Origin of the sequence: Streptomyces sp. NPDC046977 (assembly GCF_040644455.1) — a bacterium.
Taxonomy (GTDB): domain Bacteria; phylum Actinomycetota; class Actinomycetes; order Streptomycetales; family Streptomycetaceae; genus Actinacidiphila.
In genome coordinates this window covers 81043-106098 of the sequence record NZ_JBEYWO010000008.1, presented here as the reverse complement: position 1 = coordinate 106098, position 25056 = coordinate 81043, and the positions used below count along the sequence as shown (strand labels likewise).

Annotated in this window: 21 protein-coding genes and 1 pseudogene; 8 read left to right on the top strand and 14 right to left on the bottom strand. The window is 72.6% G+C overall.

Annotated features, from left to right (window positions below):
* Positions 1 to 75: 75 nt before the first annotated feature.
* The 5 genes from ABZ883_RS14420 to ABZ883_RS14400 all read right to left on the bottom strand — a co-directional run bounded on the left by ABZ883_RS14420 (position 76) and on the right by ABZ883_RS14400 (position 5147).
* A complete protein-coding gene (locus tag ABZ883_RS14420; RefSeq protein WP_360905935.1) occupies positions 76 to 1125 on the bottom strand; it encodes a hypothetical protein in 1050 nt (349 codons plus the stop codon).
* A 4-nt stretch (positions 1126 to 1129) separates the two neighbouring features.
* A complete protein-coding gene (locus tag ABZ883_RS14415) occupies positions 1130 to 2041 on the bottom strand; it encodes a LysR family transcriptional regulator (protein ID WP_360905934.1) in 912 nt (303 codons plus the stop codon).
* Positions 2042 to 2198: 157 nt separating this feature from the next.
* On the bottom strand, positions 2199 to 2999 hold the full coding sequence (locus tag ABZ883_RS14410; protein WP_360905933.1) for a sugar phosphate isomerase/epimerase: 801 nt from the start codon (positions 2997 to 2999) through the stop codon (positions 2199 to 2201).
* Positions 3000 to 3009: 10 nt separating this feature from the next.
* Complete coding sequence (locus ABZ883_RS14405; RefSeq protein ID WP_360905932.1) at positions 3010 to 3930, bottom strand: helix-turn-helix domain-containing GNAT family N-acetyltransferase; 921 nt, start codon at positions 3928 to 3930, stop codon at positions 3010 to 3012.
* A 110-nt stretch (positions 3931 to 4040) separates the two neighbouring features.
* Positions 4041 to 5147: a LacI family DNA-binding transcriptional regulator gene (locus tag ABZ883_RS14400; RefSeq protein WP_360905931.1), complete on the bottom strand. Its 1107-nt coding sequence runs from the start codon at positions 5145 to 5147 to the stop codon at positions 4041 to 4043.
* Between the two features lie 235 nt (positions 5148 to 5382).
* Between ABZ883_RS14400 and ABZ883_RS14395 the strand changes: the two genes are divergently transcribed.
* Genes ABZ883_RS14395 through ABZ883_RS14385 form a run of 3 tightly spaced genes read left to right on the top strand, consistent with a single transcriptional unit; the run spans position 5383 to position 8047 of the window.
* On the top strand, positions 5383 to 6021 hold the full coding sequence (locus ABZ883_RS14395; RefSeq protein WP_360905930.1) for a hypothetical protein: 639 nt from the start codon (positions 5383 to 5385) through the stop codon (positions 6019 to 6021).
* Positions 6018 to 7193: a dihydrodipicolinate synthase family protein gene (locus ABZ883_RS14390; protein WP_360905929.1), complete on the top strand. Its 1176-nt coding sequence runs from the start codon at positions 6018 to 6020 to the stop codon at positions 7191 to 7193. The genes ABZ883_RS14395 and ABZ883_RS14390 overlap by 4 nt, the downstream gene beginning before the upstream one ends.
* A 2-nt stretch (positions 7194 to 7195) precedes the next feature.
* On the top strand, positions 7196 to 8047 hold the full coding sequence (locus ABZ883_RS14385) for a sugar phosphate isomerase/epimerase family protein (RefSeq protein ID WP_360905928.1): 852 nt from the start codon (positions 7196 to 7198) through the stop codon (positions 8045 to 8047).
* A gap of 257 nt (positions 8048 to 8304) precedes the next feature.
* Here the strand turns inward: ABZ883_RS14385 and ABZ883_RS14380 are convergent, their stop codons facing one another.
* The 6 genes and pseudogenes from ABZ883_RS14380 to ABZ883_RS14355 form a co-directional block, all read right to left on the bottom strand.
* The gene (locus ABZ883_RS14380; protein ID WP_360905927.1) at positions 8305 to 8748 is read right to left on the bottom strand and encodes a DUF937 domain-containing protein; all 444 of its coding nucleotides are present in this window, start codon (positions 8746 to 8748) and stop codon (positions 8305 to 8307) included.
* Positions 8749 to 8814: 66 nt separating this feature from the next.
* On the bottom strand, positions 8815 to 9204 hold the full coding sequence (gene rbsD / locus ABZ883_RS14375; RefSeq protein WP_360905926.1) for a D-ribose pyranase: 390 nt from the start codon (positions 9202 to 9204) through the stop codon (positions 8815 to 8817).
* A complete protein-coding gene (gene rbsK, locus ABZ883_RS14370) occupies positions 9201 to 10103 on the bottom strand; it encodes a ribokinase (protein WP_360905925.1) in 903 nt (300 codons plus the stop codon). The genes rbsD and rbsK overlap by 4 nt, the downstream gene beginning before the upstream one ends.
* 43 nt (positions 10104 to 10146) lie before the next feature.
* A pseudogene (locus ABZ883_RS14365) lies at positions 10147 to 12109 on the bottom strand (substrate-binding domain-containing protein).
* Entirely contained in the window at positions 12099 to 13637 is a 1539-nt protein-coding gene (locus tag ABZ883_RS14360; protein ID WP_360906155.1) for a sugar ABC transporter ATP-binding protein, read from the bottom strand. The pseudogene ABZ883_RS14365 and the gene ABZ883_RS14360 overlap by 11 nt, the downstream one beginning before the upstream one ends.
* Positions 13638 to 13663: 26 nt before the next feature.
* Entirely contained in the window at positions 13664 to 14677 is a 1014-nt protein-coding gene (locus ABZ883_RS14355) for a LacI family DNA-binding transcriptional regulator (RefSeq protein ID WP_360905924.1), read from the bottom strand.
* 299 nt (positions 14678 to 14976) lie between these two features.
* On the opposite strand from ABZ883_RS14355, the gene ABZ883_RS14350 reads away from it, so the two are divergent.
* From ABZ883_RS14350 to ABZ883_RS14335, 4 genes are all read left to right on the top strand, one after another.
* Positions 14977 to 17208, top strand: coding sequence for an ATP-dependent RecD-like DNA helicase (locus tag ABZ883_RS14350; protein WP_360905923.1), 2232 nt, complete (start codon positions 14977 to 14979; stop codon positions 17206 to 17208).
* A gap of 132 nt (positions 17209 to 17340) precedes the next feature.
* Positions 17341 to 18630: a citrate synthase gene (locus ABZ883_RS14345; protein ID WP_360905922.1), complete on the top strand. Its 1290-nt coding sequence runs from the start codon at positions 17341 to 17343 to the stop codon at positions 18628 to 18630.
* Between the two features lie 456 nt (positions 18631 to 19086).
* Positions 19087 to 19833 carry an SDR family oxidoreductase gene (locus tag ABZ883_RS14340; protein WP_360905921.1) on the top strand — a complete coding sequence of 249 codons (747 nt, stop codon included), beginning with the start codon at positions 19087 to 19089 and terminating at the stop codon, positions 19831 to 19833.
* A 205-nt stretch (positions 19834 to 20038) separates the two neighbouring features.
* The gene (locus tag ABZ883_RS14335; protein ID WP_360905920.1) at positions 20039 to 20800 is read left to right on the top strand and encodes a VTT domain-containing protein; all 762 of its coding nucleotides are present in this window, start codon (positions 20039 to 20041) and stop codon (positions 20798 to 20800) included.
* Positions 20801 to 20869: 69 nt separating this feature from the next.
* Here ABZ883_RS14335 and ABZ883_RS14330 read toward each other — a convergent pair whose 3' ends face one another.
* Entirely contained in the window at positions 20870 to 21568 is a 699-nt protein-coding gene (locus tag ABZ883_RS14330; protein ID WP_360905919.1) for a TetR/AcrR family transcriptional regulator, read from the bottom strand.
* Positions 21569 to 21687: 119 nt separating this feature from the next.
* On the opposite strand from ABZ883_RS14330, the gene ABZ883_RS14325 reads away from it, so the two are divergent.
* On the top strand, positions 21688 to 23952 hold the full coding sequence (locus tag ABZ883_RS14325; protein ID WP_360905918.1) for an MMPL family transporter: 2265 nt from the start codon (positions 21688 to 21690) through the stop codon (positions 23950 to 23952).
* Positions 23953 to 23955: 3 nt separating this feature from the next.
* Here the strand turns inward: ABZ883_RS14325 and ABZ883_RS14320 are convergent, their stop codons facing one another.
* Entirely contained in the window at positions 23956 to 24159 is a 204-nt protein-coding gene (locus ABZ883_RS14320) for a MarR family transcriptional regulator (RefSeq protein ID WP_319661490.1), read from the bottom strand.
* 190 nt (positions 24160 to 24349) lie between these two features.
* On the bottom strand, positions 24350 to 25003 hold the full coding sequence (locus ABZ883_RS14315; protein ID WP_360905917.1) for a TetR/AcrR family transcriptional regulator: 654 nt from the start codon (positions 25001 to 25003) through the stop codon (positions 24350 to 24352).
* Between the last annotated feature and the right edge of the window lie 53 nt (positions 25004 to 25056).

The following is a 25056-nucleotide window of genomic DNA, read 5'->3' as shown; positions in this document are numbered from 1 at the left end:
AGGAGGAGGCTGGACACACCGAAGGTGCCACTGAAAGAAACCTTCAAGCAGACACGCTTAGCCGGAAAGTTATTGTCAGTCAATGAGGCGTGCTCGTACCGGCACCAACGAGGACGGCACCGCCAGGACCGCAACCCAGCGCTGCGCCTGGATGCAGCGGATCGTCTCGTCCCCGGTCGTGACGGCCGAGAGCTCCTGACGGTCGATCATCAGCCAGGCCCCGGTCGGCCGGCAGCCCGTCATCACGAACGCGAAGCGCCGCTCGCCCGGCCGCGACGGGTGGCCCGCCAGCTGCTTGCGCACGGTCCTGGCGTCCTTGGGGGAGAGCGTGGCGAGGAAGGCGTCGAGCTGCCGGCCCGACGTCACCTCGGCGTTCCGGGCGCCGGGCGCGCGTTCCCCGCCGTCCAGCCGGCCGAAGGCCACCGTCCGGCCCGGTCCGGCCGGGTCGGGCTGCGGGCTGGGCTCCTGGGCGAACCGCGGATGCGCGGGCATCCGGTCGCGGGGCACCTCGAAGACGGTGACGACCTGGTGGGCCGCGAAGCACTCCGGCGGCGGAGGCGGCTGGACGAGCCCGAGCACCAGCCGGTCGCCGCTGCGGAACAGCTGTGCGTCCGTGGCGGCGCTGCACCCGGTCGTACGGTTCCAGGCGACCAGCACATAGCGCGAGAAGTCCGTGGCGGCGGCCCGCTTGCCGATCTCCGCGCCCACCGCGGGGTCCGACGCGGCGAACCACCCCGGGAACCGGCCCGCGTCGCGTTCGTCGTTCAGCACCGTGTGCAGCGACGGGGCCCGGACGGACGACGAGAAGTACACCCGGTGCGAGGCGATCCCGCCCTGGCGGGGCGCCGAGGGGGCGACCGGAACCGAAGGGGGGGCGGAAGTGGAGGTGGAGGCGGGGGGCTTGGGATCCGACGTCGGCGTGACGATGGCGGACGACGCGGGGCCGCCACCGGCGCTCTCGGAGGGGGGCGCACCGGTGGCGGACTGCTGCCGGCCGCAGGCGGCGGAGAGGGTTGTCAGCGACGCAGCCAGCAGCGTGACCGACACCGCTTTGCGGAGACTCACCAGCAGCACGTGGGTTGGACGGGACGCGGCCCGGAACGGTTCCCTGCGTGTGGAGGACATCCGCCTATGGTCGGGCAACGACCCGCGGGTAGTGCTCCCGCAACACGCGGACCGTCTCACTGATGGCGGGACGCCGTGACGCCCCCGTGCGCCACAAGGCGTACAGCCGCCGCACCGGCGCCGGCTCCAGTGGCACCACGGCCACGCCCGCCGGCACCGGCCCACGCCCCAGCCGCGGCACCAGCGCGATCCCGAGTCCGGCGGCCACCAGCTCCAGCTGCGTCTGGTACTCGGCGACCTGGAACGCGAGGTCGGGCTCGCTGCCCAGTTCCCGCAAGGTCCGCACCAGCCACTCGTGGCAGACGTGCCCCGGCGGCTGGCAGATCCACCGCCGGTCGACGAGGTCCTCGCGGGCCAGGGGGCCGCGGGCCGCCAGGGGATGCGCGGCGGGCACCAGGATGTCGCAGTGGTCCTCGCCGACCTCCACCCGCTCCAGCCCCTCGGGGGAGGGCAGCGGCGCGATGTCCCAGTCGTGCACCACGGCCAGGTCGACCACGCCGCGCGCGACCAGGTCGACGGCCAGGTGCGCGCCCTCCTCCAGCAGCCGCAGCTCCAGCGACGGGTGGGCCGCCGCCAGTTCGGCGAGCACGCCCGGCAGCAGCCCGCGCGCGGCGGTGGGGAAGGCGACCGTGGTCAGCCGGCCGGTGGGCCTGCCGCGCCGCTCCTCCAGGGCGACCTCGGCCCGCTCGACGATGGCCATCAGCTCCTGCGCGGTCTCGGCCAGCAGTTGTGCCGCCTCGGTCAGCGCCACCCCGCGGCCCTGCCGTTCCAGCAGGGTGGTGCGGGTCTCCCGCTCCAGCTTCGTGATCTGCTGCGAGACCGCGGAGGCGGTGTAGCCGAGGGCGGTCGCCGCCGCGCCGACGGAGCCGTGCACATGCACCGCGTGCAGTGCGCGCAGCCGGGCCAGGTCCAGCATCCGTTCACCCCATCGTTCAGAGATCGTGAATCCGATCGCCCGGCGACAGGTGCGGTTGCTGAAGAGTCGCCGGAACCGCAGGATACGGCGCCCGCCGCCGGGACGATGTGACGCGCGCCTCGTGCTCGTGCCGCCCCCCGTGCGAGCGGCGGGCGGATCAGGCCGACTCGCCGAGCAACCTCAGCAGATGGGAACGGCCCCGCGACAGCAGCTCCGGCAGCGCCCGCACCTGCGGGAACCAGCGGCGCTCGTACTCCCAGCACAGCCAGCCGTCCCAGCCCGCCCGGCTGAGCACCTCCACCGTCCCGGCGAGCGGCACGGCCCCGCGGCCGAGCGGCACCGGGGTGGTGTCCTGCGCCGAGGAGACGTCCTTGACCTGCACATAGCCCAGATACGGCGCGAGCACCGGGTAGGTGTGCTCCGGCTGCTCCCCACCGAGCCACGGGTGCAGCACGTCCCAGAGGGCGCCCGCGCTGTGATGGCCCACCAGTCCCAGGACCCGGGCCACGTCCGCGCCGGTGCGGTGCGAGTCGTGGGTCTCCAGCAGCAGCCGAACGCCCAGGTCCGACGCCTCCGACGCCACGGCGGCCAGGCGGCGGGCCGCGCGGGTGTCCGCGTCGTCCGGCTGCGACCCGTTCCCCGCGCCCGGGAACACCCGCAGGTGCGGGGCCCCGAGGCCGGCGGCGAGCCGCATGTGGTCGCGCAGCCCGCGCAGTACGGGCTCGTCCTCGCCCGGAGCGGCCACCTGGACATAAGAGGCGACCGCGACGACGTCGACCCCGGCGGACCGGAACTCCCCGCGCACCGCGGCCCGCTCGCGCTCCGTCAGGCCGGCGTGCACCGGCTCGTCGTGACCGGCCCGCAGCTCCACACCGTGCCAGCCGTGCCCGGCCGCCAGCCGGGCCACGTCCGCCATGGGCAGCCCGGGCACGCCCAGGGTCGAGAACGCGAGCTTCACTTTCCGGACGTTACAGCACCAGTCGCCAGTCCTGCCCGACGAGATCCTTGCCGAAGCTGTGGTGCGGCTTCTGCCCGGTCAGCTCGAATCCGGCCGCCTGGTAGATCCGGCGGGCCGAGGTCAGGACGTCGTTCGTCCACAGCACCAGCTCGCTCCTGCCGGTCTCGCGGGCGTACCGGACGCAGGCGTCGACCAGGTCCCGGCCGATGCCGTGGCCGCGGGCGGAGGGGTCCACCAGCAGCAGGCGCAGCCGGGCCGTGCCGGGTTGCTCGCCCGGCACGCAGAAGACGCAGCCGGCGCGTTCGCCGTCCAGTTCGGCGATCCAGGCGCGCTCGTGGCCGTCGGCGACGATCCGGGCGACGAGCGTCTCGTACTCGGCGTTCCAGCCGAACTCCTCGGCGTAGACCTCCGCGTTGCGCTGCACCACCCAGCCCAGGTCGCCGGGGCGCAGCCCGCGCAGCCGGACCCGTCCGGCGGCCTGGACGGGCCCGGTGGCGGACTCGGGGGCGGCGGCTCCGCCCAGGACCTCGCGGACCGTGCGCATGGCGCCGGTCAGCCGTTCGCGGTCGCGCGGGGCCAGGCCGCCGACCATGGACGCGACGGCGTCCCGGGACCGTTCCTCCAGCAGCCCGGCGGCCGCCCGGCCGTCCGGTGTCAGGTCCACCCGCTGCCGCCGGGCGTCCCGTTCCGAGGCGGTCCGGGTCACCAGCCCGCGCTGCTCGAAGGCCGCGAGCATCCGGCTGAGCTGCCCGGCGTCGACGGACAGCGCCGCCCGCAGATCGGCGGCGTCGAGCCCGTCGGCGTGGGCGAGTTCGTACAGGACGCGGGCCTCGGTGAGCGTGTAGGGGGTGTGCAGATGGCGGCTGTAGTCCAGCGCCCCGACGAGGTTGGTGTAGAAGCGGTTGAACGCCCTGATCTCCTGAACGGTCACGGTCCTTGTGCCTCTCCCGGGGAAATCCTTTGACTCAGTCAAAAATATTCCGCCGTGGGGCACTCCGCCAGGGCCGCGCGGTGTGCCGCCGCGTCTCCGTTCCGGGCCCGCTACGCGTCCTGCCGCGGCGGCGCGGTGGAGGCCCGCACCATGAGTTCCGTGCGAACGGTCGCGAGCCCCCCGGGCGGCGGCACCTGACGTCCCATCACCAGACGTCCGGCACGGACCCCGGCCTCCTGGAGCGGGATCCGCACGGTGGTGAGCGCGGGTGAGGCGTCGGCGCTGAACGGCAGGTCGTCGTAACCGGCCACCGAGACGTCCTCCGGGATGCGCAGTCCGCGTTCGCGCAGGGCGGCGCAGACGCCCAGGGCGACACTGTCGTTGGCGGCGAGGACCGCGGTGAGACGGGGCTCGCGGCGCAGCAGTTCGTGGGCGGCGTCGTAGCCGGAGGAGCGGTCGTAGTAGCCGTGCACCGTGAGGCGGTCGAGCTCCGCGGCGGAGCCGGCGAGGCCCGCGTCCGCGAGGGCGGCGCGGTGGCCCTCGATCCGGTGCCGCGTGGTGGTCCGTTCGGCGGGGCCCGCGACATAGCCGATGGTGCGGTGGCCGAGGGCGAGCAGGTGCTCGGTGAGGCGCTGGGCGCCGCCGCGGTTGTCGAAGGCCACGGTCACGACGGCGTCTCCCGCGGAGCCGGGGAGCGCGGCGAGTCCGGGCAGCGGGGGCCGGCCGCACAGCACGATCCGTGTGCCCGATGCGGCGAGCCGGGCGAGCCGGCCGGCGACGGCCGCGGAGTGCTCGGTGCCCTCCACGGCGCCGCCGGTGAGCACCACCCCGGCCGCGCGCTGCCGTGCCAGCAGGGTGAGGTAGTTGAGCTCCGCCTCGGGCGAGCCGCCGGTGTTGCAGACGACGGCGAGCTTCCCGGCGCCCGCCGGCATCCCGGCCGGGGTCTCCGGGCCGCCGCTGATCTCGCTCTGCACGGCACTGGCGATCAGACCGAAGAAGGGGTCGGCGACGTCGTTGACGAGCACGCCGACGAGGTCGGAGGTGGCGGCGGCGAGCGCGCGGGCATGGCCGTTGACGACGTAGTCCAGGTCGTCCACGGCCCGAAGGACGCGCTCGCGGGTGTTCCCGGCGACCGGGTAGTTGCCGTTCAGCACGCGCGACACGGTTGCGGCGGACACTCCGGCGTGCGCCGCGACGTCGGCCAGGGTCACTGCCATGCTTCTGCTTCCTCCGGTTCGGTCCGTTTCGGGCCCTCGGCCCGTGGCCGCACATGTTCTCATCCCGGGGGCCCTCGGGGAGGGGGTCCGTCCCGGCCCGGAGGGCAGAAAGCGCTGTCTGTCAGAAGGTGGTGCTTCTTGTCGATTGTCGTGGCGATGGCTAGCGTGAGGCCCGGGAAAGCGCTTGCTGTCATTGCCACCCCTCGGCGCGCCGCCGCCGAAGAGAGGAACTGCCGTGTCACGCAAGGCAGTTCGGATCACCATGAACGGCGTCACCGGCCGCGCGGGCTGCCGCCGGCGTCGCGTCCGCACGGTCCTCGCCGCGCGCGGGCGGGGCCGTTCCGGCGGCAGCGGCACTCCACGGCCGGAGCGCGCCTTCGCCGGACGGCCCGGCCCGGACCCCGCTCCGGTCCCCACCGGTCCCGACGCGGTGCCCGCCGGCCCGGCCGCCGGCCGCTGCTCCGCCGTGCGGGCAACCGCCGTTCGCCGGGCGGTGGTTCCCGTGGGCGTCGCGGCGGGCCGGCATGTCCGCAGGAGGCATCCGGCCGCCACCGGGCCGACGGGCTCACCGCGACCGGCCCGCCCGGTCACGGCCGCCGGCGGCCCGCACCACGTCGTCCAGGACGGCCCGCGCAACCGGCCCACGCGGCACCGCCGCCGCGCCCCGGAACCGATCCGGAAGCCCGGTGTGCGTGGTTTCCGGCCGCAGTGGGAATTCTTCCCGCGCCACGTCCTCCCCGACGAGCCCTCGCCCCGTGATCCGGCCGCCGGCGCCCACGGGGCGCAACGCGCCGAACGTGCCGTACCGACAGAGCCCGCCCTCGGATCCCCGACCACGGCCCGCCGTCCCGACGTACCGGAGCTGACCCTGTGACGACCATCCGTCTCCCCGACGCCTCGGGGGAGTTGCGGCCGTACCGGCCGCGCACCGAGCCGGCGGTCCACTTCTCCGCACCTGCCGACGGCGCCGCGCCGCGCAGCCGCGTCGTGTACGCGGCGGCGCACGTCGTCGCGGACCCGTTCCGCACCGCCCCCGGTCTGCCGGCGGCCGTCGACTGGGATGCGACCCTCGCCTTCCGCCGCCACCTGTGGTCCCACGGACTGGGGGTGGCGGAGGCGATGGACACCGCGCAGCGCGGATCGGGCCTGGACTGGCCGGCCGCGGCCGAGTTGACGCGCCGTTCCTGCGCGGAGGCCCGGGCCATGGGCGGCCGCATCGTGTGCGGCGTGGGCACCGACCAGCTGCCCGTGACCGAGATCGGCTATCCCTACAGCCTGGACGACGTCCGCAGGGCGTACGAGGAGCAGCTCGCGCTCGTCGAGGACGCCGGCGGGCAGCCCGTGCTGATGGCCTCCCGCGCCCTTGCCGCGGTCGCCAAGGGGCCCGAGGACTATCTGGAGGTGTACGGCCATCTCCTGCGGCAGTCCGCGCGACCCGTCGTCCTGCACTGGCTCGGGCCGATGTTCGACCCCGCGCTGGAGGGCTACTGGGGAAGCACCGCCCTGGACGCCGCCACCCACACCTTCCTGGAGCTGGTCGCGGCGCACCCCGGCACGGTCGACGGGGTCAAGATCTCCCTGCTGGACGCGGAGCGCGAGATCGGGCTGCGCCGCCTTCTCCCGGACGGCGTGCGGTGCTACACCGGCGACGACTTCCACTACCCCGAGCTGATCGCCGGGGACGAGCAGGGCCACAGCCACGCCCTGCTCGGTGTCCTCGACCCGCTCGCGCCCCTGGCCGCCGGCGCCCTCCGCGCGCTGGACTCCGGTGACACCGCCGCCTTCCGCTCGCTGCTCGACCCGACGGTCGAGCTGGCCCGGCACCTGTTCGGGCCGCCCACCCGCCACTACAAGACCGGTGTCGTCCTGCTCGCCTGGCTCGCCGGCCACCAGTCGCACTTCACGATGCTCGACGGTCTGCACTCGGCCCGCCCCCTTCCCCATCTGGCCCGCGCGTACGAACTGGCCGACCGCCTCGGCCTGTTCCTCGACCCGGCGCTCGCCGCGTCCCGCATGCGGAACTTGCTCTCTGTGTACGAAGTGTGACAGTGGGTACTGACAATCGCGTCCCGGACGATCTCGCGCGGCTCAGCGTCAACCAGGAGACTGTGCGCCAACTCGCCCTTCCCGAACTGGTCGACGGCCTCGCCGCCCGCGGCGTGCCGGGCGTCGGCCTGTGGCGCGGGCCGGTCCGCGACTTCGGTGTGGAGGCCGCCGCGAAGCTCGTCCGCGACGCGGGGCTCACGGTCACCTCGCTGTGCCGCGGCGGCTTCTTCACCGCCTCCGACCCCGGTGAGCGGGCCGCCGCGCTCGCCGACAACCGCGCGGCGGTGGACGAGGCCGCGGCGCTGGGCACCGGCACGCTCGTGCTGGTCTCCGGCGGCCTCCCGGCCGGGGAACGCGATCTCGCCGCCGCGCGCGAACGGGTCGCCGACGCCGTGGCCGAACTCGCCCCGTACGCCGGCGAGCGGGGCGTCCGGCTCGCGATCGAGCCGCTGCACCCGATGTTCGCCTCGGACCGCTGTGTCGTGTCGACCCTCGCCCAGGCCCTGGACATCGCCGAGCGCTTCCCCGCCGAGCGGGTCGGCGTGGTGGTGGACACCTACCACCTGTGGTGGGACGACCTCGCCGGCCGGGGTATCGCGCGGGCGGGGGAGGGCGGCCGCATCGCCTGCTTCCAGGTGGCGGACTGGATCACCCCGCTGCCCGCGGGCGTCCTGCTGGGGCGCGGGCAGCTCGGCGACGGGTGCGTCGATCTGCGGGGGTTCCGCGAGCAGGTGGACGCGACCGGATTCGCCGGGCCCGTCGAGGTCGAGATCTTCAACCCGGCGCTGTGGGCCCGTGACGGCGGGGACGTTCTGGACGAAACCATCGCAAGGTACCGCGCCCACGTGCGGTGAACCGCTCTCCGAGGGGTGATCGGAAAACTTTGAAATTTCTTCCGGAGGGCGTACAACCATCCCCCGGGCCCGTGGGTCTATGTAGCGTCAAGACCCTGAGGGGGGCCTCGTACGGGTCTTGAGTGAGGGGGAGGCGCGGTGTCCGGAGGGGGCTCGGGACACCCCGCAGAGGGAGGGGAACGCTTAAGGGGTCCGGCCGAGCCGGACCCCTTTCGCCGTACTCGGGGCGGACTGCGGGCCCCGCGCCCCGCGGGCGGTCAGCGCTTCTCGCGCGCCCGCCGGGCCAGTACCGCCGCGACCACCGGGATGATCGACTCCAGTGCCCCGGCGACCGCCTTCTCCGGCAGGCCGGTCCGCTTGGCCACCGCCCGCGCCGCAGGAACGGCGACCTTCGCCAGGACCGCCACGAGGGCGCCGTTGTTGCTTCCGCCCTGTGCGCCGCCCTGCACCCCGGCGAAGCCGGCGGCCGCGGCGGGCAGTGGTTCGGTCGCGTTCGCCGCCTGCTCCATGGCCTGGCACAGTTCGGCCGTTCCGCCGGGGGTCACCGCGTCGTCGGTGAGCACCCCGGTGAGCGAGGCCACGGAACCGCCCACGACCTGCCGCGTCTCGTCGGCGCCGGTACCGAGCAGCGCGGCGATCTCCCGGAGCCGGTCCTCGCCCAGCTCCTCCAGTACCTCGTCCTTCAGCGGTCGATCGCTCATGCTCCGGACGTTAGTTGCCAATCGCCCGCTCGGCCCGCCGACCGCAGCCGGACGGATGTACCCCGCTCAGAAGGGGACACCGCAGCGCAGGACGACGTTCGCGTAGGGCCGCGCCTCCCCGGTGCGGACGACCAGCCTGGCCCGGTGGGTCAGCGCCTTGAAGTCCTCGTGGGGGACCAGCTCCAGGTCCGGGAACGCCTCCTCGAGCTGCGCGGTGACCTCGGGGTTGTGCTCGCGCACCTCCTTGGCGGCGACGGCGCCCTCGATCACCAGCTCTTCCTGGAGGCCCTTGAGCACCTCGGCGAACGAGGGCGTCCCCGCGCGGAAGGCGAGATCGACGACGACGGGGCCGGGCGGGATCGGCAGGCCCGCGTCGCAGACGACGACCAGGTCGGTGTGGCCGAGCGCGGCGAGCGCGCCCGCCAGGTGGCGGTTGAGGATTCCGGACTTCTTCACAGCTGTTCCGTCTCGTCGAGGGTGGGGAAGGACTCCTGCGCACCCGCCTTGGTCACGGCCGCGGCGCCGACGCGCACCGCGAACCGCACGGCGGTCTCCAGGTCGTCGCCGGCGCCCAGTCGCCAGGCCAGCGCCCCGGTGAACGCGTCACCGGCCCCGGTGGTGTCGACGGCCTCCACGCGCAGGCTGGGCACGTGCACCGCGCCGTCGGCGGTCGCCGCGAGGGCGCCCCCGGCACCCAGGGTGACGACCACCGAGCGCGGCCCGAGGGCGAGCAGTCCCCGCGCCCAGTCCTCCGGAGTGGCTCCCGCGTCCTCGCCCAGCAGGAAGCGCGCCTCGTGCTCGTTGACCACGAGCGGATCGCAGCCCTCCAGGACCTTCGGCGGCAGCGGCGCCGGGGGCGACGGGTTGAGCACCACGCGCGTCCCGGCCTCCGTTGCCGCCGCCACGACGGCGGCCACGGTCGCGGGAGGGATCTCCAGTTGCAGTGACACCACGGGGGCGGCGGCCAGCAGCTCGTGCGCCCCGGCCACATCGGCCGTCCCCAGGCGCCCGTTGGCGCCCGGCGAGACGACGATGCTGTTGTCGCCGGAAGGGTCCACCGTGATCAGCGCGACCCCGGTGGGGGTGTCGCCGATCAGGATGCCGGAGGTGTCGACGCCGGCCGATCTGAGCGACCCCGTCAGCAGCCGCCCGTGCGCGTCGTCGCCGACCCGCGCCAGCAGCGCCGTGCGGGCGCCCAGGCGGGCGGCGGCGACGGCCTGGTTGGCGCCCTTGCCACCGGGGTGGGTGGCCAGGTCGGAGCCGAGGACGGTCTCGCCCGCCACCGGGCGGCGTTCGACGTGGATCACCAGGTCGGCGTTGGCCGACCCCACGACCAGCAGGTCGTAGCCGTGCATCTTTGTGTTCCCTTCGCGGAATCGGCCGTAACGGTGCGTCGCGTCAGGACGTGAAGCCCGCGACGTTCTGCGCCGTGACGACCTTGACCGGCACCTTGACCAGGGTCGGGAGCTTGTCGCCCTTGGCGGCCTTCACGGCGTTCTGCACGGCCAGCTTGCCCAGTTCGCTGGGCTGCTGGGCCACGGACGCGGTGAGCGTGCCCGCCTTGACCGCGGTCAGGCCGTCGGGGGTGCCGTCGAAGCCGACGACCTTGACGGTCTTGCCGGCCTTGGAGCCGAGCGCCTTGATGGCGCCGAGGGCCATCTCGTCGTTCTGCGCGAAGACGCCGGTGACGTCGGAGTGCGCCTGCAGCAGGTTGGTCATGACGTCCAGGCCCTTGGTGCGGTCGAAGTCCGCGGCCTGCTCGGCGACCACCTTGATGCCGGGGTAGGCCTTGATGCCCTCGTCGAAGCCCTGGCCGCGCTCGTTGGCGGCGGAGGTGCCCGCGGTGCCCTGGAGCACGACCACGGTGCCCTTGCCGCCGAGGGACTCGGCCAGCGTCTTGGCGGCCAGCCGGCCGCCCTCGACGTTGTCGGAGGCGACGGTGGTCGCGAGGTCGGCCTTGTTGACGCCGCGGTCGGCGGCGACGACGGGGATGTTCGCCTTGTTGGCGGCCTTCACCGACGGGCCGGCCGCGTCGGAGTCCACCGGGTTGACGATGATCGCCTTGACGTTCTGGCTGGTGAAGTTCTGCAGCTGGTTGGCCTGCTGGGACGCGTCGTTCTGCGCGTCGGTCACGGTCAGGTTCACGCCCTCCTTCTTCGCCTCGGCCTGGGCGCCTTCCTTGAGCTGGACGAAGAAGGGGTTGTTGAGGGTCGAGACCGACAGGCCGACCTTCGTGCCGGAGGACGAGCCGGAGCCGGAGTTGCAGGCGGCGGCGGTGAGGGCGAGGGCGCTGACGGCGACTGCGGTGACCGTGATCTTCTTGATACGCATGGGTGGTTCCTTGCGGGTGTGATGAGGGTGGTGTGCGGAAGGGCGGCGCGTGGCGTCAGCCACGACGGCGCAGGGTGTCCAGGAGGACCGCCAGGGCAATGACGACGCCGATCACGACCTGCTGCCAGAAGGCGGAGACCGAGAGCAGGTTGAGGCCGTTGCGCAGCACGGCCAGGATCAGCGCGCCGATCAGGGTTCCGGAGGCCTTGCCGACGCCGCCGGACAGGCTGGCGCCGCCGATGACCACCGCGGCGATGGCGTCGAGTTCGTAGCCGTACGCCGCCTGCGGCTGCGCCGAGGCGAGCCGGGAGGCCAGGACGATGCCGGCGACCGCCGCGAAGAGGCCGGACAGGCCGTAGATGACGAGCTTCTGGCGCTTGACGCGGATGCCGGAGAGGCGGGCCGCCTCCTCGTTGCCGCCGATCGCGTACATGGCGCGGCCCATGTAGGTGCGGCCCAGGATCACGGCCGTGGCGACGCCCGCGACGATCATCACCAGGACGGGCACGGGCAGCCAGCCGCCGATGGTGTCGCCGAGGTGGGAGACGGAGTCGGGGAACGCGATCGGGCTGCCCTGGGAGATGACCAGGGTCAGACCGCGGCCGATGGAGAGCATCGCCAGGGTGGCGATGAAGGGCGGCAGCTTGCCGAAGGAGACCAGCAGGCCGCTGAGCAGACCGCTGGCCACACCGGTGGCCACGGAGAGCACGACCGCCAGCCACACCGGCAGGCCCGCGGAGCTCGCGCTCCAGGCCAGCACCGTCGCCGAGAGTGCCGCGACGGAGCCGACCGACAGGTCGATGCCGGCCGCGACGATCACAAAGGTGGAGCCGAAGGCCAGGATCGCCACGACGGCCGCCTGGACGCCGACATTGAGCAGGTTCTGCGTGCTCAGGAAGTCGCCCGACAGGAACGACAGTGCCACGAGCAGAACGACCAGGGCGCTGAGGGCGCCGTTGTTGAGGAGCACGCGGCGAGCCGCGGCGACGCCACCCGTGTCCGTCGTCTTCTTGAGCGTGTCAGTGGCCACGGGAGCCCTCCACATCCTTCTTCGTCGCAGTGGTGTTGCTGTTGCCGTTGTCCGCGGTGCCAGGGGTGCCCGCGCCGACGGCGAGGGCCATGACCGAGTCCTGAGTGGCCTGGTCCGCGGAGAGTTCGCCGGCGATCCGGCCCTGGGACATCACCAGGACGCGGTCGCTCATGCCCAGCACCTCGGGGAGGTCGCTGGAGATCATCAACACGGCGTGGCCGGAGGCCGTGAGCTGGTTGACGAGCTGGTAGATCTCCACCTTGGCGCCGACGTCGATGCCACGGGTGGGCTCGTCGAGGATCAGCACCTTGGTGTCGGCCAGCAGCCACTTGCCGATGACGACCTTCTGCTGGTTTCCGCCGGACAGGGTGCGCACGTGCTGCTGGAGACCGGCCATGCGCACCTTGAGCTGCCCCGAGATGCGGTCGGCGTCCTTGCGCTGGCCCGTCCGGTCGACGAAACCGGCCCGGGTGGCGCGACCGAGGGTGACCAGGCCCAGGTTCTCCTGGACGCTGGCGTCCAGGACCAGGCCCTGGCCCTTGCGGTCCTCGGGCACCAGGCCGATGCCCGCGTCCATGGCGGCGTTGACGTCGTGCCGGCGCAGCCGCTTCCCGAGCACCTCGACGGTCCCGGAGTCGTAGGGGTCGGCGCCGAAGACCGCGCGCACGACCTCGGTGCGCCCGGCGCCGACGAGTCCGGCCAGGCCCACCACCTCGCCGGCCCGCACCTCGAAGCTCACGTCCTGGAAGACGCCGCCGCGGGTGAGGCCCTCGACCCGCAGCAGCGGCGCACCGGCGTCGGAGCGCTCACGCGGGTACTGCTGGTCGATGCTGCGTCCGACCATGAGCCGGACCAGTTCGTCCTCGGGCGTGCTCGCGGGCACCTGGGCAACGCTGCGCCCGTCGCGCAGGACCGTCACACGGTCGCCGAGCGCGGCGATCTCCTCCAGGTGGTGGGTGATGAAGACGATGCCGACGCCGTCGGCGCGCAGCTGGCGCACGATCGCGAAGAGCTTCTCGACCTCCTCACTGGTGAGGACCGCGGTCGGCTCGTCCATGATCAGCACCCGGGCGTCCAGGCTGAGCGCCTTGGCGATCTCCACCATCTGCAGGCGGGCGATGCCCAGTTCCCCCACCGGGGTGCGGGGGTCGACGTCCACCCCGACGCGCTCGAGCAGCGCAGCGGCATCGGCGTTCATCTTCTTGCGGTCCAGCAGGCCGAAGCGGCGCGGCTGGCGGCCCAGGAAGATGTTCTCGGCCACGCTGAACGTGGGGACGAGGTTGAACTCCTGGTAGATGGTGGCGATGCCGAGCCGTTCGGCGTCCTGCGCGCCGTGGATGCGCACCTCCTGGCCGTCCACGAGCAGGCGCCCGCCGTCCGGGCGGTTGGCGCCGGACAGCATCTTGATGAGGGTGCTCTTGCCCGCGCCGTTCTCGCCGAGCAGGACGTGCACTTCGCCGCCGTGCAGGTCGAAGTCGACGCCGTCGAGGGCGACCACGCCGGGGAAGACCTTGCGGACTCCCTCCATGCGGAGGATCTCGGGGCTGGTCGTGCTCAACGGGGGCTCCCTTCGGACGCGCCGCTGGAGCGGCGCACTACGAGGCGGGCGGAGACGGTGACCGACGGTGCGGGCCGGCCCTCCACCCGGTCGATCAGCGAGCGCACGGCCGCCCGGCCGAGCTCGCCCGTGGGCTGGGAAATCGCCGTGATCGGCGGATCGGTGTGGAGGAACCACGGGATGTCGTCGAACGCGGCGAGGGCGATGTCCTGCGGGACCCGCAGGCCGCGGGCGCGGATCTCGTCCATGGCGCCGAGCGCCATCAGGTTGTCCGCGGCGAAGACCGCGTCCGGCGGGACCGGGAGGTCGAGGAAGCGGGCGGTGGCCCGGCGGCCGCTGTCCGCTTGGAAGTCGCCCTGCCCGATGTAGTCGTCGGGCAGGGCGAGGCCGAATGCCTCGAGCGCGTCGCGAAAGGCCTTCACGCGCTCGCGGCCGGTGGTGGTCGCGGCCGGGCCCGAGATGATCGCCAGCCGGCGGTGCCCGAGGGCGTGCAGGTGGGCGACCAGGTCGCGGACCGCCTCGCAGCCGTCGGTGCGGACCACGGGCACGTCGTTGCCGATGCCGGGGATCCACCGGTCCACGAAGACCATGGGGGTGCCGGCGAGCACCGCGTCCATGATCAGCGGCGAGCCGCCGTCCGTGGGGCTGACCAGCAGGCCGTCGATGCGTCGGTCCAGGAGGGTGCGGATGTGGTGGTCCTGCTGCTCCGGCCGCTCGTCGGCGTTGCCGATGATCACGCTGTAGCCGAGCGCCCTGGCCTCGTCCTCGACCGAGCGGGCGAGCTCGGTGAAGAACGGGTTCAGCACGTCGCTGATGACCAGGCCGAGCGTTCGCGTCTGGTCGGTGCGCAGCGACCGGGCCACCCCGTTGGGGCGGTAGCCGAGTTCGGCCACGGCCTCGAGCACCCGGGTGCGGGTGTCCGGGCGGACCGCGGGGTGGTCGTTGAGCACGCGGGACACCGTCGCGACGGATACGCCGGCGCGGGATGCCACGTCCTTGATGCTCGCCACCGTCCACCTCCTCGTGGAATCGATTACAAGGAGGATTGGAAACGATTACATGCGCGGCGACAAGAGCACGCAACCGGATCGTTACATTCCAGACCCTCGTGCGGGCGGAGTTGTCCACAGGCCCGGAGGGGCTGTCGGCGCGGGAAGGTACCTTCGGAACACGACGTCGGATCACGTCGGCGGACGGGGGAGGAGGCCCGTGTCATGGGGGAATCGGGGGCATGCCGCATCGGGCCGCGGCCCCGTCCGCGGCGCGCTCCGCGCGGGACGCCGGCGCGGGTTTTGCGGGGGGTGGTGAGGTGACGCAGTCGCAAGAGTCACAACGCCCGGCACTGGCCGAGGTGACCGGTGTCCTGGAACGCATCACGTACGCCAACGAGGAGAACGGCTACACGGTCGCCCGGGTCGACACCGGCCGCGGCGGCGACCTGCTCACCGTGGTCGGCGCCCTGCTCGGCGCCCAGCCGGGCGAGTCGCTGCGCATGCAGGGCCGCTGGGGCTCCCACCCGCAGTACGGCCGCCAGTTCACGGTGGAGAACTACTCCACGGTGCTGCCCGCCACGATCCAGGGCATCCGCCGCTACCTCGGCTCCGGGCTCATCAAGGGCATCGGCCCGCGGATCGCCGAGCGGATCGTGGAGCACTTCGGCACCGACACCCTGGACGTCATCGAGCGCGAGCCGGCCCGCCTGGTCGAGGTCCCCGGCCTCGGCCCCAAGCGCACCCGCCTGATCGGCGCCGCCTGGGAGGAGCAGAAGGCCATCAAGGAGGTCATGGTCTTCCTCCAGAGCGTCGAGGTGTCCACCTCCATCGCGGTGCGCATCTACAAGGAGTACGGGGACGCCTCGATCTCCGTGGTGAAGAACCAGCCCTACCGCCTGGCCGCCGACGTGTGGGGCATCGGCTTCCTCACCGCGGACCGCATCGCCCGCGCGGTCGGCATCCCGCACGACAGCCCGGAGCGGGTCAAGGCCGGTCTTCAGTACGCCCTGTCCCAGGCCACCGACAACGGCAACTGCTTCCTGCCGGAGGAGCAGTTGCTCTCCGACGCCGTGAAGCTGCTCCAGGTCGACACCGGGCTGGTCATCGACTGCCTGGCCGAGCTGGCCGCGGAGGAGGGCGTGGTGATCGAGCCCGTGCCCGGCCCGGACAGCGAGGAGCCCGTGCGCGCGGTCTACCTGGTGCCCTTCCACCGGGCCGAGATCTCGCTGGCGGGCGCGCTGCTGCGGCTGCTGCGCGGCCCCGAGGACCGGATGCCCGCCTTCCACGACGTGGACTGGGACAAGGCGCTGGCCTGGCTGGCCGAGCGCACGGGGGCGAACCTGGCTCCCGAGCAGCAGCAGGCGGTGCGGCTGGCGCTGACCGAGAAGGTGGCGGTGCTGACCGGCGGCCCCGGCTGCGGCAAGTCGTTCACCGTCCGCTCCGTGGTGGCCCTTGCGCAGGCCAAGAAGGCCAAGGTCGTCCTGGCCGCGCCGACCGGGCGGGCCGCCAAGCGGCTGGCCGAGCTGACCGGGGCCGAGGCGTCCACCGTGCACCGGCTGCTGGAGCTCAAGCCCGGCGGGGACGCCGCGTACGACCGGGACCGGCCGCTAGAGGCCGATCTCGTGGTCGTCGACGAGGCGTCCATGCTGGACCTGCTGCTGGCCAACAAGCTGGTCAAGGCCGTGCCGCCGGGCGCCCATCTGCTGTTCGTCGGCGATGTCGACCAGTTGCCCAGCGTCGGCGCGGGAGAGGTGCTGCGCGACCTGCTGGACGAGCGGAGCCCGGTCCCCTCGGTGCGGCTGACCAGGATCTTCCGCCAGGCGCAGGAGTCGGGGGTGGTGACCAACGCGCACCGCATCAACTCCGGCGTCCCGCCGCTCACCCAGGGGCTCGGCGACTTCTTCCACTTCGTGGAGGACGACGGCGAGGAGACGGCCCGGCTCACCGTGGACGTGGTGGCCCACCGGATCCCCCGCCGGTTCGGCCTGGACCCGCGCCGCGACGTCCAGGTGCTGGCGCCCATGCACCGAGGACCGGCCGGCGCGGGCGTGCTCAACGGACTGCTCCAGCAGGCGGTGACCCCGGCCCGCCCCGACCTCCCCGAGCGCCGCTTCGGCGGCCGCACCTTCCGCGTCGGCGACAAAGTCACCCAGATCAGGAACAACTACGAGAAGGGCGCGAACGGCGTCTTCAACGGCACCGTGGGCGTGGTCACCTCCCTGGACACCGTGGAGCAGCGGCTCACCGTCCTGACCGACGAGGACGAGGAGATCCCCTACGACTTCGACGAACTCGACGAGCTCGCCCACGCGTACGCGGTGACCATCCACCGTTCGCAGGGGAGCGAGTATCCCGCCGTAGTGATCCCGGTCACCACCGGAGCGTGGATGATGTTGCAGCGCAACCTGCTCTACACAGCCGTTACCCGGGCGAAACGCCTGGTCGTGCTCGTGGGCTCGCGCAAGGCCATTGGGCAGGCGGTCCGCACCGTCTCCGCAGGCAGACGCTTCACGGCGCTCGACCACCGGCTGTCACGAGCGGCAAGATAGGCACTCGGTGCCACCTTTCGGTCCTATGGCCGACCCCGAGTGCACGTGGCCACGCCAAATGGGGGACAGTAGGGGTAGGTCAGGGCACCTCGAAACCTCGAAGAAGAGGCACGACGTCGGTGAGGGAATGACGTGAGCGACAACTCAGTAGTACTGCGGTACGGGGACAACGAGTACAGCTACCCGGTGATCGAGGGCACCGTTGGGGACAACGGCTTCGACATCGGCAAGCTCCGCGCCAATACCGGCCTGGTCACCCTGGACAGCGGCTACGGCAACACCGCGGCCTACAAGTCCGCGATCACCTACCTCGACGGCGAGCAGGGGATCCTCCGCTACCGCGGTTACCCCATCGAGCAGGTCGCCGAGCGTGGCAGCTTCCTGGAGACCGCGTACCTGCTGATCAACGGTGAGCTCCCGACCGTTGACGAGCTCGCGGGCTTCCGGGGCGACATCACGCAGCACACGCTGCTGCACGAGGACGTGAAGCGGTTCTTCCAGGGCTTCCCGCGTGACGCCCACCCGATGGCCATGCTGTCCTCCGTGGTCAGCGCGCTGTCCACCTTCTACCAGGACAGCCACAACCCGTTCGACGAGAAGCAGCGCTACCTCTCGACGATCCGGCTCATCGCGAAGCTGCCGACGATCGCCGCGTACGCGTACAAGAAGTCGATCGGCCACCCCTTCGTCTACCCGCGCAACGACCTCGGCTACGTCGAGAACTTCCTGCGCATGACGTTCGCGGTCCCCGCCGAGGAGTACGAGCTCAACCCGGTCGTCGTCGACGCCCTGGACAAGCTGCTGATCCTGCACGCGGACCACGAGCAGAACTGCTCCACCTCCACCGTCCGCCTGGTCGGCTCCTCGCAGGCCAACCTCTTCGCGTCGATCTCCGCGGGCATCAACGCCCTGTGGGGCCCGCTGCACGGCGGCGCCAACCAGAGCGTGCTGGAGATGCTGGAGGCCATCCAGGCCGACGGCGGCGACGTGGACGCCTTCATCCGCAAGGTGAAGAACAAGGAGGACGGCGTCCGCCTCATGGGCTTCGGCCACCGCGTCTACAAGAGCTTCGACCCCCGGGCGAAGATCATCAAGGCCGCGGCGCACGACGTCCTGTCCGCCCTGGGCAAGTCCGACGAGCTGTTGGACATCGCCCTGAAGCTCGAGGAGCACGCGCTCAGCGACGACTACTTCGTCTCGCGCAACCTCTACCCGAACGTGGACTTCTACACCGGCCTGATCTACCGGGCCATGGGCTTCCCGTCCACGATGTTCACCGTGCTCTTCGCGCTCGGCCGGCTCCCCGGCTGGATCGCCCAGTGGCACGAGATGATCACCGAGCCCGGTTCCCGCATCGGCCGCCCGCGCCAGGTCTACACGGGCGTCGTCGAGCGCGACTACGTGCCGGTCGAGAGCCGCTGATCCCGCGCTCCGGCGTCCCGCTCCGGCGGGCGCCGGGGCACGCCGGAGCAAAGAGAAACGCCCCGCGCCGAATCCCCCCACGGGTTCGACACGGGGCGCTCCCGTTTCCCGGAGCGGATCCCCCCACGGGTCCGTACCGGGCGTTCTTTGGGTGCGCTCGCCCCACCGGAGCGCGCCGCCCGGGAGGGCCGCTCAAAGCTCTCCGGGCAGTGCGTCCAGGCGTGACGACCGGGCTGTCCCCCAAAGACAACCCGCTCATCATCTCACCGAGTCCGCCGGGAGCCCGGTGTCTTCTCGGGGTTAGACCCCCCTGTAAACCAAAAGGTTACGTTTCAGCCAGTGTGATCTAGGTCTCGCCTACGTCTTTCTACGTCATCCGCATCAGGAATGACCCCCGTGTCGGTCGCGGAGACCCCGTCCCGTAACGTGCTGTCCCACCTTGAGGGGCGGAGCGTGATGTCGCAGAACGCAAGTGTGGGCCGGAACGTCGTGGTGACCGGCGGGGGAACGGGCATCGGCCGGTCGGTGACCACGAGGTTCGCCGAGGCCGGCGACCATGTGACCATCGTGGGCCGCCGCCGCGAGGTGCTGCGGGCCACCGCCGAGGAACTGCGCTCCGAGCACGGCCTCGACGTCACCCCGGTCGCCTGCGACCTCGCCGACCCCGACGACGTCGAGGCGGCCCTCGCGCGGCTGCCCCGCCGCGTGGACGTGCTGGTCAACAACGCGGGCAGCCGGGAGCTGGCGATCGGTGCGGGTCCGCACGGTGTCCTGGCCCGCTGGCGCGGCGATTTCGAGCGCAATGTGCTGACCACGGTGCTGGTGACCGAATCCCTGCGGGACCGGCTGCCCGAGGGGGGCCGGGTCATCACCGTGACGTCGGTGGCCGCGCTGCGCGGAGGCGGCTCCTACGGCGCGTCCAAGGCGGCCCTGCACGCCTGGAACCACTCCCTGGCCGCCCAGCTCGGCCCGCGCGGGGTGACCTGCAACATCGTCGCCCCGGGCACGGTCGCGGGCACCGAGTTCTTCGGCGCGCGCCTGGACGCCGCCGAGCTGACCCGGCGGGCCGGGCGCACCCTGGTCGGCCGTGTGGGGCGTCCCGACGATGTCGCCGCGGCGGTGGTCTTCCTGGCCTCCCAGGACGCCGGCTTCATCACCGGCGAGATCCTCCAGTGCAACGGCGGGGAACTGCTCGGCCGCTGAGCCCGGGTGCCGCGCGCCGGTGTACTCCCCTGGGGGGAGCCGGCCGGCGATGCCCCTCCCTGAGGATGACGCGGTCCCCGGAAAACCCCGGGAACGCCCCCGATCCCGGTGAAACCGGGTTGCCCCCGCACGAGCGCGGCTGCCAGCGTGGAGCCGGGAGCGGGCGGGTCGGCAACCGGGTCCGGGCGGGAAGAGGGGCGGCCGTATGGACGTTGGACGATTTGTGTCGGCCCTCGACTTCACCGCAGGTCTCGAGGGGTACCTGCGCGACGGTCATGCGCTGTGGGCCTATGGGGTGCTCGCGGCCACGACCGCGCCGCCGCTGGTACCCAACTCCGCCCTGCTGGTGACCGGCGGGGTGCTGGCGGCCCAGGGACGGCTGGACATCGGGCTGGTGCTGCTGGCGGTCGCGGGCAGCGCGGTCCTCGGCGACATGGTGATCCACCGGATCGGCCGGGCGGTGAGCGGCAGCGTCCTGGCGCGCCTGTACCGCAAGCCCCGGCGCCGGGCGCTGCTGGAGTGGGCGAGCACCCGCATAGAGCGCCACGGTGTGCCCTTCGTGATCGGCGTGCGCTTCCTGCCCAGCGGCCGGGTGATCGGCGGGCTGGCCGCGGGGATCGTCCGCTACCCGGCGCGGCGCTATCTGATCGGGGCGGGCGTGGCCGAAGGGGTGTGGGCGACCTACTCCGTGGGGCTCGGCTACTTCGGCGGCCTGGCCATGTCCAACTCTTTGTACGCGGTGGGACTCGGCCTGGGCGTCTCGTTGTTCGTGGCGGGGCTCGGCAGTCTGGCGCAGGTGGTGTCCGGGCGCCGCGCGGCCGCCGAGAGCGCGGCCGCCGGGCGGGTGGTGGCGTCGGGAGGGACGGTTCCTCCGGGGCCGCGCGTCAGCGACGAGCAGGGACTCGGCGCGGACGACGGGGGTGCGGCGGCCGGACCGGGCCGGGTGCGGGGCGGCGGGACGCGGTGAGTTTCGCCCGGCTCGGGGCCCGGGCTTGTACGGCCTCCCGGCCTCCCGGCCTTTCGTGCCGGGAGGGCTTCAGCCGGCCGGGGCCGGGCTGGTGTCCGGAGCGGGCACGCCGGCGACCCCGGCAGCCGCAGCTGCCGTCGTGACGTCGACCGGTCCGGTCCCGAGGCGCGGCGCGAGGTAGCCGAACAGGGCGTTCTTGAGCTCGCCGGTGTAGGCGGCGCGCTCCGCGCCCTCGTGGCCGACGACCAGGGCGAGACCGGCCTTGAACAGCCCGAAGGCCATGGCCGCCACTTGCGTCCGCTCCGCCTTGGACAGGTCGGGGGCGCGCAGGCCGAGCAGCGTCTCGACCCGCTCCAGGAGGGAGCTGTGCAGGGCGTCGTGCTCCGATGTGACCGAGCCCGGGACGTCGCTGTCGTGGACCAGGGCCAGGAAGGCCGGGTTCTCGCAGTTGAAGTCGATCATCGGATCGACGATCACGTCGAGCATCTCGCGCAGGGGCAGCGAGGCGTTCTCCGGCGTGAACAGCTCGCCGTGGGCCTCGCGCATCCGCAGGTTGAGGGTGCTGCCCAGCTCGATGGCGATGGCTTCCTTGTTGGGGAAGAACTGGTAGAGCGTGCCGGGCGACACACCGGCCTCGCGTGCGATGGCGTTCGTGCTCGCCGCGGTGTAGCCCACCTTGCGGAAGACGTCCGCCGCGGCGTCCAGCAGTTGTGCCACGCGCCGTTCTCCGCGTGCCTGACGACGGCGCGGTCTCTGCTCCTCGGGCACGTGTACTCCCCAATCACTGTTGACAAACGCGAGTGGCCGCTCGCATTCTGAAGAAACGCGAGTGATCGCTCGTGTTGGCCAGTTTACGGCTGTTCTTCATGGGAGGGGACACCTCTGTCATGTCCGATGTCAACCGCGGGCGCCCGCCAGGGGTCTGGACCCGGGTGACCACCGCCCGGCCGGGGCTCACCCTGCTCCTCGCGCTGCTGTTCACCGCTCTCGCCGTGGTCGCGGGCAGCGGGGTCGCGGAGCGGCTGCACAGCGGCGGCTGGGAGGCGCCCGGCTCCGAGTCGTCGTACGCCAACGCGGCCCTGCAGAAGTACTTCCCGGACTCCCAGCCCAATCTGATCCTCCTCGTCGACAGCCGGGGGGCCGGGGTGGACTCCCCGGCCGTGGCCGCCGAGGGCCGCGAACTCGGCCGCAGGCTCGCCGCGGACAAGGACGTCAGCGGTGTCACCTCCTACTGGACCACCTCGGCGCCGGCCCTGCGCGCCAAGGAGGGCGGCGAGGCCATGATCGCCGCCCGCATCGCAGGCGACGACGACACGGTCGTCAAGACCGTCGAGCGCCTCGCCCCCGCGTACCGCGGGGAGCACGGCCCGGTGGAGGTCAGGGTCGGCGGCCTCGCCGCCTTCCGGCAGGAACTGCAGACCACCATCCAGGACGACCTGGCCCGCGCCGAGGTCATCGCGCTGCCGGTGACGCTGCTGCTGCTCGTGATGGTTTTCGGCAGCGCCGTGGCCGCGATGCTGCCGCTCGTGATCGGCATCGTCGCGATCCTCGGCACCAACGCCGTACTGCGCGGCATCACGGCGTTCACGGACGTCTCGATCTTCGCCCAGAACCTCACCACCGCCCTGGGGCTCGGACTCGCCATCGACTACGCGCTGTTCATCGTGCGCCGCTTCCGGGAGGAACTGGACGCGGGGGCCGATCCGCGGGCCGCGGTGGGGGCGACGCTCCGCACGGCAGGCCGCACAGTGCTCTTCTCGGCGCTCACCGTGGCTGCGGCGCTGTCCGCGATGTTCCTGTTCCCGCAGTACTTCCTGCGCTCGTTCGCCTACGCGGGCATCGCGGTGGTGCTGCTGGCGGCGGGTGCCGCCCTGGTGATCCTGCCGGCGGCGCTGGTGCTGCTGGGCCACCGGGTCAACGCCCTGGACCTGCGCAGGATCCTGCCGCGCCGGCGGAGCGCACGGGAACCCGGCGCGGGGTACGCCCGGCTCGCCACCCTGGTGATGCGCCGGGCGCCACTCTTCGCGGCCGGCACGATCGCCGGGCTGGTGCTGCTCGGAGTCCCCTTCCTCCAGGTGCAATTCGGCACGGCCGACGACCGCCAGCTGCCGGCGACGGCCGAGGCCCATGTCGTGCAGCAGCACATACGTGACGACTTCCCCGGCAACCCGGGCGACGAGATCACCGTGCTCGCCGAGGGCAGCCCGACGGCCGCACAGCTCGGGGCCTACAGCAGCAGGCTGTCCCAACTGCCCGGGGTGGTCGTCGTCGACGGCCCCGCCGGGCAGTACGCCTCCGGAGAGCGCAGCGCCGCGCCCGGCCCCGCCGAGGCGGCCCGGGCCACCGACGGGGCGGCCTATCTGACGGTGCTGCCGAAGACGGCGGCGGTGGACCCGGCCAGCCAGGACCTGGTGGACAGGATCCGGGCGGTCGACGCACCCTTCACGACCTCGGCGACCGGCACGGCGGCCCAACTCGTGGACACCAAGGACGTCATAGCCGACCGGCTGCCGTGGGCGGCCGGGATGATCGCCGCGGTCACCTTGCTGCTGGTCTTCCTGCTCACCGGCTCCGTTGTCATCCCCGTGCAGGCGGTGCTGCTCAACGCCCTGAGCCTGACCGCGATGTTCGGCGCCGTGGTGTGGGTCTTCCAGGACGGCCATCTGTCGGGGCTGCTGGACTTCACCGCGACCGGCAGCATCGAGACCACCCTGCCCGTGCTGATGTTCTGCGTGGCCTTCGGGCTGTCGATGGACTACGGCGTCTTCCTGCTGTCGCGCATCAAGGAGGAGTACGACCGCACCGGTGACCACCGCTCGTCCGTGGTCTTCGGGGTGCGCCGGACCGGCGGCCTCATCACCGCGGCCGCGGTGATCCTGGCGGTGGTGATGGTGGCCATCGGCACCTCCCGGGTCGCCAACACCAAGATGCTGGGCCTCGGGATCGCGCTGGCCGTGCTGATGGACGCGATGGTGGTCCGCACGCTGCTCGTGCCGGCCGTGATGCGGCTGACCGGACGGGCCACCTGGTGGGCCCCGGGACCGCTCAAGCGGCTGCACGAACGCGTCGGGCTGAGCGAGGGGGAGGGGCCGGGCGGGGCCCCGGCGCGGGAGGAGCCCGCGCGGGACCCGGAGCCCGCCGCGACCGGCTGAGCGTCAGCCGAGCTCCCGGCGGCCTCTGTTGCCCGGCCGCCGGGAGCTCCACAGACGGATGGTGTCCGCGTACCAGAAGGGTTTGCCGGCCTCCACGACGTCTGGCGGCGGCAGGTGCCCGTGTTTCCGGTACGAGCGCACCGTGTCGACCTGGACCCCGATGTGAGCGGCGATCTCGGCGTACGACCAGAGGGTCCGATCCGTCATCTCACACGCACCTCCTCGCGATGGCTTCGAGCGGTCAGCCTCGCCGGGTCAACGACATGGGATGACGGGTGAAAGGGCCTGTTGATCAGCTGTTACGCGAAGCCCGCGTAACAGTGACAAACCTGGCAGAGGTGGTGATGATCGGACACCCGTCCGGCGGACGGCAACGGAACTCCGTCCGGTCGAACCCTCAGTCCCCGAACCGGGCGGGCAGGGGCGGTGCTTCCGCCGAGGCGACGGCACGCAGCCGCGCGAGGACGGCGGTGCCCGCCTTGGTGTAGGCGGAGGCGTCGTCGAAGAGCACCGAGTGGAGATTGCCCGACTCCATCAGCGCGATCAGCTCGAAGGCCAGCAGGGGCACATCGAGGTCGGCCCGCAACTGCCCGGCCCCGCGGGCCTTCTCGACGGTGATCTCGACATAGGTGATCCACTCCAGCCGCGCTTCGGCGACCAGGTCGTGCACCGGACCGGTCCGCGCGTCGAACTCGGCCGCGACGGCGAGGAAGAAGCACCCGCCGGGGAACACCCGGCTGCGGGAGTACTCCAGCCATCCCTCGCACAGCCGCCACACCCGGGCGATACCCGGGGGCAGTTCGCGCGGGGGCCGCACCACATGGTCGAAGTACACCTCGCGGGCCGCGCGGACGGCGGCCAGCTGCAGCTCCTCCTTGGAACCGAAGAGGGCGAACACCCCGCTCTTGCTCAGTCCCAGTTCGGCCGCCAGCCTGCCCAGGGACAGCCCTTCGAGACCCTCGACCGAGGCGAGGGCCGTGGCGCGGCTCAGGACCAGGCGGCGCGTCTCGTTGCCGCGCCGGAGCCGGTTGTCGGTACGGGGGGCTGTCACCCGGCCATCCTACGAAAGGCCGCGTCCGCCCGGAATGCGGCGGGCGTAGGGTC